Annotated in this window: 10 protein-coding genes and 1 tRNA gene; 7 read left to right on the top strand and 4 right to left on the bottom strand. The window is 37.1% G+C overall.

Annotated features, from left to right (window positions below; genetic code table 11):
• Positions 1–131: 131 nt before the first annotated feature.
• Together ABD676_RS07500 and ABD676_RS07495 are read right to left on the bottom strand one after the other, a co-directional pair.
• Positions 132–806 (bottom strand): head GIN domain-containing protein, encoded by a 675-nt coding sequence (locus tag ABD676_RS07500; RefSeq protein WP_344673980.1) that lies wholly within the window; start codon positions 804–806, stop codon positions 132–134.
• 16 nt (positions 807–822) lie between these two features.
• Complete coding sequence (locus ABD676_RS07495; RefSeq protein ID WP_344673979.1) at positions 823–1,323, bottom strand: hypothetical protein; 501 nt, start codon at positions 1,321–1,323, stop codon at positions 823–825.
• A gap of 192 nt (positions 1,324–1,515) precedes the next feature.
• Here ABD676_RS07495 and ABD676_RS07490 point away from each other — a divergent pair, with 192 nt between their 5' ends.
• Complete coding sequence (locus ABD676_RS07490; RefSeq protein WP_344673978.1) at positions 1,516–1,998, top strand: hypothetical protein; 483 nt, start codon at positions 1,516–1,518, stop codon at positions 1,996–1,998.
• A 1,177-nt stretch (positions 1,999–3,175) separates the two neighbouring features.
• Here the strand turns inward: ABD676_RS07490 and ABD676_RS07485 are convergent.
• Positions 3,176–3,868 carry a carboxylesterase family protein gene (locus ABD676_RS07485; RefSeq protein ID WP_344673977.1) on the bottom strand — a complete coding sequence of 231 codons (693 nt, stop codon included), beginning with the start codon at positions 3,866–3,868 and terminating at the stop codon, positions 3,176–3,178.
• A 221-nt stretch (positions 3,869–4,089) separates the two neighbouring features.
• Here ABD676_RS07485 and ABD676_RS07480 point away from each other — a divergent pair, with 221 nt between their 5' ends.
• The 4 genes from ABD676_RS07480 to ABD676_RS07465 all read left to right on the top strand — a co-directional run bounded on the left by ABD676_RS07480 (position 4,090) and on the right by ABD676_RS07465 (position 9,148).
• Positions 4,090–4,488 (top strand): c-type cytochrome, encoded by a 399-nt coding sequence (locus tag ABD676_RS07480; protein WP_344673976.1) that lies wholly within the window; start codon positions 4,090–4,092, stop codon positions 4,486–4,488.
• Between the two features lie 8 nt (positions 4,489–4,496).
• The gene (locus ABD676_RS07475) at positions 4,497–4,772 is read left to right on the top strand and encodes an Rdx family protein (RefSeq protein ID WP_344673975.1); all 276 of its coding nucleotides are present in this window, start codon (positions 4,497–4,499) and stop codon (positions 4,770–4,772) included.
• A 104-nt stretch (positions 4,773–4,876) separates the two neighbouring features.
• Positions 4,877–6,103: a metallophosphoesterase family protein gene (locus tag ABD676_RS07470; protein ID WP_344673974.1), complete on the top strand. Its 1,227-nt coding sequence runs from the start codon at positions 4,877–4,879 to the stop codon at positions 6,101–6,103.
• A gap of 3 nt (positions 6,104–6,106) precedes the next feature.
• A complete protein-coding gene (locus ABD676_RS07465; protein ID WP_344673973.1) occupies positions 6,107–9,148 on the top strand; it encodes an SbcC/MukB-like Walker B domain-containing protein in 3,042 nt (1,013 codons plus the stop codon).
• A 102-nt stretch (positions 9,149–9,250) separates the two neighbouring features.
• Here ABD676_RS07465 and ABD676_RS07460 read toward each other — a convergent pair whose 3' ends face one another.
• On the bottom strand, positions 9,251–9,763 hold the full coding sequence (locus ABD676_RS07460) for a hypothetical protein (protein ID WP_344673972.1): 513 nt from the start codon (positions 9,761–9,763) through the stop codon (positions 9,251–9,253).
• Positions 9,764–10,092: 329 nt separating this feature from the next.
• On the opposite strand from ABD676_RS07460, the gene ABD676_RS07455 reads away from it, so the two are divergent.
• Positions 10,093–10,174 (top strand) — tRNA-Leu (locus ABD676_RS07455).
• A gap of 151 nt (positions 10,175–10,325) precedes the next feature.
• Positions 10,326–11,567 (top strand): site-specific integrase, encoded by a 1,242-nt coding sequence (locus ABD676_RS07450; RefSeq protein WP_344673971.1) that lies wholly within the window; start codon positions 10,326–10,328, stop codon positions 11,565–11,567.
• The last annotated feature ends 3 nt before the right edge of the window (positions 11,568–11,570 follow it).

Raw genomic sequence — 11,570 nt, 5'->3', positions numbered from 1 at the left:
CATTTTTCCAACTAAAAAAAGCAAAATTCAATTCTTTTTGTCTGACAAGGCAATTTATCGCGATACAACTAGCAAAAAAATAGCCGTTTCGACCAATTGAAACGGCTATTTTTCTTTCTTTGTGAGCGTATTTAACGGAAATTGATTTTCCCGCCAGCTATTTTACGGTATTTTCTATTTGTCGGTTTTCCATACACATCAATTACTCCACCTGCCCTAGTTTCTACATCTGCTACTTCCGTGGTATAGACCTCAACTTTTCCGCCAGCATTTAGACGAACATAGGCCGATTCTGCTTTTAAATCCTTCCCAAAGAAAGATCCACCAGCAGTACTGTTCACTATGACACTAGAACATGTACCTAGCAAGTCCACGCTTGCACCTGTTGCTAAGACTACATTCACTGCATTCGCAGCAATTTTTGCGCGTATTTTTGCCCCTTCATAAGAGGAAAGATTTAAACTATCGCCTTGTAACTCTTCCTGCTCTACATAGAGTTCTGCACCTTTCCTGGCGACCAGTTGTGTAACAGAAGGACTGTAGACTATAACACGTGCCTGATTACCTTTCATCAAATACCCAGCCTTCATCTTTAACCGCAGACTAGATCCAGAAATAACCATTTCGACTTTGTCTGCCAGTTCACCCTCAATCGTTATTTTATTGCTATCGCTTGGAACCAAACTTACCCAAATACGGTCTGTTGCTTCTAAATGATTGATTTCTGGAATAGTCTGATTGATTTGCGCGATTGCAAAATGACTACAAATACTTAAAAATAATACGAATACGGCTCTAATTTTCATGATACTAATATACTTGTTATCTACCTAATAACGCTAATTCTTGGGTAGAATACATATTTGCACCTTTTAAATATTGGTAAATTTTTTCCTTGGCAAATTTATCACCTAATTTATAGAGGTTATTTTTCAAGTAATCTTTGTCACCTTCTATATGGTTATGATAGCCTAAATACTTGGGAATGTGGTATTGTATGCTTAATCTAATAAAGCGTAACTCCACATTGTTGGGGTTAGATTTCAGCTCTTTTTCGAGACGATCACGACCATCTTTAAAAAAGCCCATTTTTTTAAAGGGATTAGAAGTATGCTTGGCCATAAACATATGAAAAGCGGCAGCATAACCACGTTCAACAGGCGAATCTGCATGTTCTTCCAATTGATTTAAATAGCGTTTACACAAGGCCTCATCTTTGACCCCCTTATTGAAGTCATTACGTACAGCATTTAAATCCAATTGCTGTGCGCGCAAGTCCTCTCCAATCAATAGCACAAAGGCAATTACAAGTACTTTAATCATAATTCTTCTGGTTTATGGACTTAAAATAATAAAAACAATTGGCTTCATTAAAATTTTAACATAATTTTTGTAGATATAATTTTCCAGGTGTGCAATATTTTTTCAAAAGATTCATCTAAATTAAATGTTTTATCATTATTATTGTTTTGTACTTAAATCAATAATTTTTTTCAATTTTTAATCCTGCGTATCATGGAAAATAATGAAAGTCAACAACAGCCGAACCCTTCTCATGCACCTTACAATCATGCAAACAACAACAATGAAAATTTCCAACTAAATCATAAAAGCTTAGGCTTCTTAGTCGAGGCTGCTAAATGGGCAAAATTATTCTCCGTAATATCCTTATGCCTTATTGGTGTATATTGTATTTTTATCATCGCATTTTTCATCGGTTCAATCCCAATAATGAAAAACCCATATGCTGGTGTTGTTGGAATTTTACCCATGTTCCTATCCGTTGGTTTAATGTTCGTATGTGCTATCCCAATGTGGTGGTTATATCAGTTTAGTATAAAAATTAACTATGCAGTCGAATTTAACAACGACTTAGAAATCGAAAATGCTTTTCAGTTTCTAAAAAACCATTATAAGTTTATCGCAATCGCTACCCTTATTATCATCGCAGTCTATTCATTTGCCTTTATGATGGTAGCTCTGTTCTATTTCACATAATAATACGCCTTACTGAAAGCAGTAGAAAATCAAAAAACATCAAAAATGGCTGTTTCTTCGGGAATAGCCATTTTTGCTATATATACCTGACCAGATTCCATTGTATTTAGACTGTATTTCTTTCCATATTACTTTGGGTTTGCTTCAAGGCTCCTAAGGAATTTCTTTGAATCTGATAGGGATCTCCTTCGGATCTCGTTCGGTCGGAACCGAACGAGATCCGAAGGAGATCCGAACAAGTTCCGAAGGAGATCCGTAAGAGTGTCGAAGGAAACCTCTGTTAGAGACTATTAGACATCAGACAAAAGACAACAGAAATAGGGATTAGATATGAGACCGCTACGCTATTAGATGTGAGATATTAAATGACTTTTTCAATCCGGGCAGACATTCCGCTGCGCTTAGTGCTGCCCCTACGCGTGGGTGATATAGGGCGGATAGGAAACTATCTAGGTAATACGTATGGTAGGGGCGGTACTGAGAGAGCTTGTAGAAAAGGGATTTATCCCGTTCGAAAGCGAACAGAATGTCCGCCCGTTTAATTTTTGAGATACCAGATAATAGACAACAGAAAACAGATTGGATATTCTTGATGGCGGTCGATGCATGCATCGACCCTACAAACAATCGTAATTTTATTGTTTTAACCATCTTAACTGTAGGGTCGAAGCATGCTTCGACCGGTTTCTATTGTTTAATAATTTCTCCTGGGTATACTTTGAAGATCTTTAACCTTCGGTAAAAGATGACGGAATTGGCTGGGGAAACAAAGACTCTTCGCGTTGCTCTGAGTTGTAAATGACCTATCACCCTTTCTATCTCTTATCTCATATCTCACATCAAATAGCGAAGCGGTCTCTTTTGGTAGGGGCGGTACTGAGAGAGCTTGTAGAAAAGGGATTCATCCCGTTCGAAAGCGAACGGAATGTCCGCCCGTTTAATTTTTGAGATACCAGATAATAGACAACAGAAAACAGATTGGATATTCTTGATGGCGGTCGATGCATGCATCGACCCTACAAACAATCGTGATTTTATTGTTTTAACCATCATAACTGTAGGGTCGAAGCATGCTTCGACCGCTTCTTTCCATTCAAAATAACCATCCCTAAAGCAGAAAAAAGATGACTGCCAAAGTCTAAAATCTGTTGTCTATCATCTGTCGTCTACTCACGACCTAATCCCCTTCTTTACTATGCTTAAACATAAAGTCGTAGATTTTTTCGCCATGGAATAGGCTTTCAACACTGCCATGCGTTCCGCCGGGGATGATGGTTAAGGTTGCATCGGCATTTTTATCACACTTCTTGATGGCATTGTAAATCTTTTTTGATTCGGAAGCTGGAACAGCACGATCGGCACTACCATGTTGAATCCAAAGGGGTACTTGGGTAAGATTACACGCGTAGGATAAGGTTCCTCCACCACAAATTGCTACTGCAGCAGCAAATCTATCGGGATATTTCCCTGCAACATCTAAGGTTCCATATCCACCCATACTCATTCCACAGATATATACTCTGTGCTCATCGGCAGGATAATCTTTTAAGACATCGTCTAAGACATCAATTACTTTATCAGGATTCCATCCGTTGGAGGTTTGAGGAGCAACAACAATAGCATCCAAATCCTTCCCTCTTTCAATCGCTCTTAATACCCCATATCGCTTTACCCGATTCAAGTCATGACCAGATAAACTGCGGCCATGTAAAAAGACAATTACAGGTAGCTTTTCTTTCTTTTTAACATCCTTTGGAACCCTTACCCAATAGGAATATCCAGATTTTACATGCACAGCCTTTAATTGGGCTTGGCTATACATCATCGTAAAACTTAATATAATAGTTAATAGAAATGTGATTCTTTTCATAGGATATTTTTATTTATAAATGCCTGTTGCATAGCTGATAACACAGCTTAGTTTCTGTGAAATCATTAAAAATAAGGTCGCAAGATAAGGACATCTCTCTTATTGGGCAAATTATTAAGGATAAAATATTAAGCTTAAGTACATTATATTTTTACATGACAATTCCATTACAATTTTTAAAATCTTAGTATATTGTGCATACCATTCAAAACGAGAGATATATGAAGAATTCCATTAAAACCTTGTTGGCTGTATTTGCCGTAATCGTAGGATTAACAGCATTTAGCACAGTACAACAGGACGAAAAGCCAAAGAATCTAAAGGTATTACCAAAAAACATTTCACACGAGGAGTTAGACAAAATCATGAAGGGTTTTAACATGTCCCTAGGAGTTAAGTGTAACCACTGTCATGCACCAAAAGCCAATGGAGAGCGCGGCTTAGATTTTGCTTCAGACAGTAATCCAAAAAAAGATGTAGCACGTTATATGATTAAAATGACGAATCAGATCAATAAGAAACATTTTAAACATGAGCATGAAGGTGTGGTGAAGAACATTAGTTGTAACACCTGTCATAATGGTAAAACGGAAGCTTTTACGGTGGTAAAAACCAAGTAATTCTGGATATGAAGCCCAGTATTCAAATTGAATATTGTCCAAAGTGTGGTTGGTTACTTCGCGCTGCCTATATGGCTCAGGAGTTATTAACCACATTTTCAGATGATTTATATGCTGTAAGTCTGCAACCAAGTGAAATTGCAGGTCGTTACACAGTCTACCTGAATCAGGAAATTATTTTTGACCGAAAACGTGAAGGAAGATTTCCCGAAATCAAAGAACTTAAACAGTTGGTTCGCAATCTGGTAAATCCTGATAAACCTTTAGGTCATTCCGACCGATAATACAACAGACATGTTCCCAATGGGCAGACAGTTTCACATTTCTTAACCTAGAAGCTGCTGAAAATTCTGTACTTTTAATCCTCACCCCAACAAATTTATTATACATGCGGATATTACACACGGCGGATTGGCATTTAGGCAAAAAGCTGGACTTCTTTTCCAGATTAGAGGAACAAAAAGAGGTTATGGCGGAAATCTGTCAAATTGCGGATCAAGAAAATGTAGACTTGGTGATAGTTGCTGGCGATTTATACGACACCTTCAACCCACCGGTAGAAGCTACAGAATTACTATATAAAACATTAAAAAAACTGTCTAATAATGGGAAACGACCGGTAATCGCTTTAGCGGGCAATCACGATTCCCCGGACCGTATTGATTCACCAGACCCCTTAGCTCGGGAATGTGGGATCTTCTTTTTTGGTTATCCAGACATGGAAATCAAACCTATTACTGTGGAAGGAGCATTTGATGTGATCCGCGCGGATAAAGGTTTTATGGAAATCAAATTACCCAAATACTATTATCCTGCAAGAATCCTTGTCACACCTTTTGCGAATGAAATTCGTTTAAAGCAATTTTTAGGTTTAGAGGATAAATCAGCACAACTTCAAGAGGTCTTGAAGGAAAATTGGTCTTCCCTTGCGCAGCAATATTGCGACAGCTACGGCGTTAACATCCTGACAAGTCATTTATACATGCTGAAAAGAGGTGGTGAAATATTGGAGGAACCAGAAGGTGAAAAACCTATAAAACTAGGTTATGCAGATTTGATTTATTCGGATAGCATACCGAGTCAAATTCAATATACCGCATTGGGGCATTTGCATCGAATGCATCAAATTGGTCATGCTGATAAACCTGTTGTTTATCCAAGTAGTCCATTATGCTATTCGTTCTCCGAAAGTGGCCAAGAGAAACAAGTCGTTATTGTCGACCTTGAACCAAATCAATTGGCGAAAACTTATACAGTTCCGTTAAAAAATGGACGTCCCTTATTTCGTAAGCGATTTCAACTAATTGATGAAGCGGTTCAGTGGTTACATGAAAATCCTAATTGTTTGGTGGAGCTAACTATTGAAAGCGATAATTTCTTAAGCGCGCAGGATATGAAGCGATTACATGGCGCACATGATGGAATTATTTACATCATCCCGATTGTTAAAAAGGCCCTTCAAGAAAGTGTTGAAGGAAAACAAGTAAACCTAGACCAAGACATGAAAGACTTATTTAAGGATTATTTCAAGTCGAAATATGGTCAGGAAGCCAATGAGGAATTAATGCAATTATTTGATGAAGTCTCTGCAGAAAGAACTGAAAAGGAAGATTAAAACATGCTGCCATTATTATTAAGTATTGAAGGGTTATACTCCTATCAAGATAAACAAATTATCGATTTCAATAAGCTCACGGAAGCGGGCTTATTTGGTATATTCGGCGCTGTAGGTTCCGGTAAGTCTTCTATATTGGAAGCGATTAGTTTTGCCTTATATGGGGAAACTGAGCGTTTGAATAAGACAGATAGGCGTGCTTACAATATGATGAACCTGAAGTCCAATCAAGCTTTAATTGAATTTGAATTCTTAAATTTTGAACAACGGAAATTCAAGTTTGTTGCGCAGTGGAAAAGACGGAAGAATTTTGAAGAAACAACGGTTATTGAACGCACAGCTTATGAGTGGAAAAATGAAGCTTGGATTCCTTTGGAATCTGCTGATGCCGGAAAGATAACCAACCTCTCCTACCCTAATTTCCGGAGGACCATCATCATTCCACAAGGTCAATTTAAGGAGTTTTTAGAACTACGTGGTAAAGATCGTTCAGAAATGATGAAAGAGATCTTTATGCTGAACAAATTTGATCTTGGGCCTAAAGTTTCCAGTCTACAAGTAGGCAATAATCGAAAATTAGAGAACTTAAGAGGTGCTTTATCTGGATTTGAGAGTATCTCAGCAGAAGCATTAACCCTTAAAAAACAAGAGCTTGAAGAGGCTAAGGAAAACTTGGTAAGTAGTCGAGAGGCCTATCAGGAACTATTGGCCAAGGTGCAACAGATGCAGGAGTTCAAGGACAAACGCATTGAATTGCAACAAAAGGAAGCTCAACAACAGGAACTCTTCTCGAGTAAGGAACGGATACAGAAGCAAGAAAAAGAGCTGAATAAATACGAACAAACGGCAAATGCTTTTAGGGAACCATTGAATAGTTTACAATCCCTAAATGCAGAGCGTGAAGTTTTAATTCGCAAGATTGAAAATCTAAGAAGTAGTAAGGAACGGCAATCGCAAGAAATTGATCATTTAGAAAGAGAAATCCGAGCGATTGAATCGGACTACCTCAATCTCAATAATTTCAGGACCCAGGTAAGCGATTATAAATCCTTGGTTCAACTAAAAGAAAACGAACGTAAAATAACAGATTCTGAGCAAAGGTTATTGAAAGGCAGTCCATTTGTAGAACGCACTAAACTATCCGAGCAGGAACTTGATGAGAAGCTAAAACAAGCAGAAGCGTCTTTAGAGCAGTTAAAAGCTGAAAAAGTGGATAGCACGCAGTTATTTGCGATGGAAAAATGGTATCAACAACGGGAAGCACTTTTTGCACAGCTGAATCAACAACAAAGTCTAATCGACCGTTCAACTGAAGAAATAAATAAAGAAGAAGCGATTTTCGGACAGGAGGGATATCATCCGGATAATTGGGAAGATATGATCCGAAAAGAGCTACAGCTTTTGGATGTACAATTACAACAGCAAAGAGAGCAGGAAACACATCTTCAAGTCCAAGCAAGATTAGGAGGCTTTGCTAATGAATTGCAAAAGGGTCATCCTTGTCCCCTATGTGGCGCATTAGATCATCCTCAACCGATGGTTGCGGCACATATACAAGAGGAAATTCAAAAAAACAAAGAGTTACGTGAGCAATTGGAAAGCAAACGAAATGATTTTCAAAAGCTAAAAGAACGTCTGACTCTAACAACACATGGCCTTCGCTCTAAAGGACAACAGCTAGTTCATATTAAGGGAGAACACGGAAACTTAATGTCAGCGGTTGAGCAACATAAAACCTTATTTGTTTGGGAAGGTTATTCTGCAGATGATCCAAATGCCTTTGAAGCACAAAAACAAAAGCTAAAGCAAAACGAAGAGGAGATTCAGGCGCGTGAATCCAGTATAAAGCAGTTAAATTCTGATCTTAATCGAACTCGTGAAAACATCCAGAAATACGAGAAGGAATTAGAAACCATCCGTAATGAGATAGCTGTTTTCAAGGGCTTAAACCAACAACACAGCAATGAATTGCAGCTACTGAAATGGGAAGATTTTTCAAATCAATCCATCGAAGAGGTTAAAAAGTTGAAATTGACCTTGGAGAGTCATGTTATTCATGTTGAAAGCAACTACCTAACGCTGAATCAAAAGATCAATAGTAATAAAACGAAATTGGCTGAAGTTGTTGGTCAATATCAATCGGCTATCGATCAGCTTAGCACGTATAATCAGCAACTAAAAGTTCGAAAAGAGCAATTAAGCAAACTGCTACAGGAGTTTAAATTCAATGATATCATTGAGGTACAGCAGATCATTCAGCGTCCTCTCCCCGTAGAGCAGATGCGTAAAGATATTCAACAATATTATGTTCGGTTGGAAGTTCTGGCATCTCAAATCGCTTCTTTAAAAGAATTTTTAGCAAATAAAGCCTATAGTGAAGAAGAACTGGAAACCACGAATGCCTTATTCCAGTTAAAGAAGGAAGAATTGGAATTGCAGTTGGCTTTGACTGGCGGATTGGAGAAAGAACTAAACCACCTTTCTGTAGAATTTGGCAAGAAAGAGAAGTTATTGGAAGAGTTTGAGGCATTAAGTAATCGTGCAGCAAACTTAAAAACCTTAGAGAATCTTTTCAAAGGAAACGGTTTTGTAAATTATGTTTCAAGTATTCATTTGCAACAGATGTGCGAGATGGCAAATCATCGTTTTCACCGCCTAACCAGGAATCAATTGAGTTTAAGCATCAACGAGAATAATGAATTTGAGGTTATTGATTATTTGAACAATGGATATAGACGATCGGTTAAGACGCTCTCTGGTGGTCAAAGTTTCCAGGCATCCTTATGCCTAGCCTTAGCTTTGGCGGAGAATATACAATCCTTGAATAAATCGGATAAGAATTTCTTTTTTATTGATGAGGGATTCGGAACTCAAGATGCTGATTCCATCAATACGGTATTTGATACTTTACAATACTTGCATCAAGAGAATCGAGTTGTAGGTATTATATCGCATGTGGAAGAGCTTAAGGAACGCATTCCAAGCTCTGTGACGGTTGTAAAAGATCCTGAAAGAGGTTCAATCGTTAAAGCAACGAATAGTTAGCATTCGATAGATTTTAAAGTTTTTAAAAGAAGAAAGGTCTTGCATCACTGCAGGACCTTCTTCAATTAAACATATAACCACTAACTAATATTACTAACCTTATTAACTATTTGAACTATTTTCATTAGTTTCTTTAACTTCTTTCTCGACAGGCATTTTACGATCCATACGTTTATGGCGCATTTCTCTGTGTTTAAAGCTTCTACCTTCACGACTACCTCTAAACTTTTTACCTTCAGCAAGTTTATTTTTATACAGTTCTTGCTGCTCTGGAGTTAACAGTTTCTTTAAAGTCTCATGCTCAGCACGCATTTCTTTGCGATGTACTTCACGAGCTTTCATCAACTCTTCACGTTTTACTTCCAGCTTTTTCGCTTTATCAAGATGGAATTTATAGATATCTTGTTTTTGCTGCTCTGTTAGTTTCAACGCTTTGTCCATATGGTCCGTTTTCAGTTTGGCGACCTCCTCTGGGGATTTTATTTTCCTTTGATGGTCAACCTTCATTTTACGTTCTTTCTGAACTTCCTGACGGACTTCTGGTTTTTTGTCTTGCGCTGATACTGCAAATGTTACTCCTGCTATAAGTGCCGCAATGGCGAATACCTTTTTCATATTGTTATATTTTTATGTTGCTCTTTATCTATTAGAGCAAACATTTAATCGAACGTTTAACGGGCTCTGTGTTAATTAAGGTTAACTTTTGTTAAGCTTTACAGGTAAGTTGTTAAAAGAACGATTTGCTTTGATTGTAAGAGCTTAAAATAGCCGAATAGTTTAATGCTTGGAATGTTAAATATGGTTAAGGGAGGATCATGTTCAAAGGGGAATTGTAGCATGTTAAAAATAAAAAGGCTAAAAATCAGTTGGTTTAGTGGCTTGGATAAAATTCTTTTTGGAGAATAAAGTAGAAGCACTATATTTGCATCATTCCAAACGGAAACGCCCAGGTGGCGGAATTGGTAGACGCGTTGGTCTCAAACACCAATGAAGCAATTCGTGCCGGTTCGATCCCGGCCCTGGGTACATACTTGGGAATTCTCTTAAATGAGGGTTCCCATTTATTTCGTTTAGAACGCCCAGACGCAGTTTTTAAAAATAATTATCCAAGAATTTTTGTCCCCATTTTGTTACCACAAAAATTCTTAGGCATTGTTAATCTTAAAATTCTAATACTGTGTTTAAATTCTACACCAAATTATTCTTCAGAAAAGATCGTATTCATACAAATGGGCTGGTAAGTCTTTATTTGGAAGTTTATATCTCCTATCAGAAGGATCACGATCGTAAAAGATTTCCTTTACATTTAAAATGGCCTGAATCAAAAATTGATTCCAACAATTCTAAATTGCTTTCGAGATCAAAAAAGGATCCGGATGTGAATGATTACAATATGATAATCATGAGCGAAAGGTCAAAAATGAATGAAATTGCAAAATTATATAGATTATCCAATAGGATTTTGACGTGTGAATTATTAAAAAGAGAAATTTTTTACTTTGATCCTTCACAATCTGTAATAGGTTATTTTAAAAAGAGAAGAAGGGAATTATTTAAATTAAGAGTGATATCAGAGAATACCTGGAAAAATTATGGCTCAACTATAAATGAATTAGAAAATTTTAGACCAACAATTAGATGGGAACAGATTACTTATAATTTTATGCAAGAATTCAAGGCTTGGCTTAAAAAAAAGAAAAAAAGAAATGGAATGGTTTTGGCACACAACACCATTTGGACCAGGTTTAAGGACCTAAAAGCATTTTTAGCAGTTGCAGACCAAGAAGTTCAAGTTTATATACCTAAAGAGGTAATTGAATTCCCAAATACTTACAGAGAAGAAGAATCCACCTATCTCAATAAAGATGAAGTTATCAGATTGATTCAGCAGTTAGATCAAGACAGCCTCAGTACCAATCAATTTAATGTTCTGAAGGCATTTCTTTTCTGTTGTTTTTCTGGAATACGGATATCAGATTTGTACAACTCCAAATATTCATGGATGATTTCCGATAATTTCATGAAATTCACCATGCAAAAAAATTCCGAACGTAATCCAAAAACAATCACCGTTCCTCTGATTCCCATTGCAAAGATTTTTATAAATAGTACAGGAAACACTTTATTTCAATTACCGAGTACTCAGGAATATAATAGGACTTTAAAAGAATTGGCTGGTTTTGCAGGAATCAAGAAGGTTTTAACATCACATGTGGCCAGACATACCTTTGGCTATCTGATCATGAAGTATGTCGGTGATATCTATTTATTGAAAAAGCTTTTGGGACATTCGAAAATTGCGACCACCGAAAAATACGCTCATAATGATGATGATAACAATTATGAAAAAACCCTCCAAATCCAAGGGGACTTTGAAGGGTTGTGGAAGGTTAGGAATGCTGAAATTATACAATGTTAAACT

The sequence above is a fragment of the Sphingobacterium kyonggiense genome, assembly GCF_039536825.1.
GTDB classification, from domain to species: domain Bacteria; phylum Bacteroidota; class Bacteroidia; order Sphingobacteriales; family Sphingobacteriaceae; genus Sphingobacterium; species Sphingobacterium kyonggiense.
Note: the sequence above shows the minus strand (reverse complement) of the source record. Positions and strands in the feature narration are given on the sequence as shown.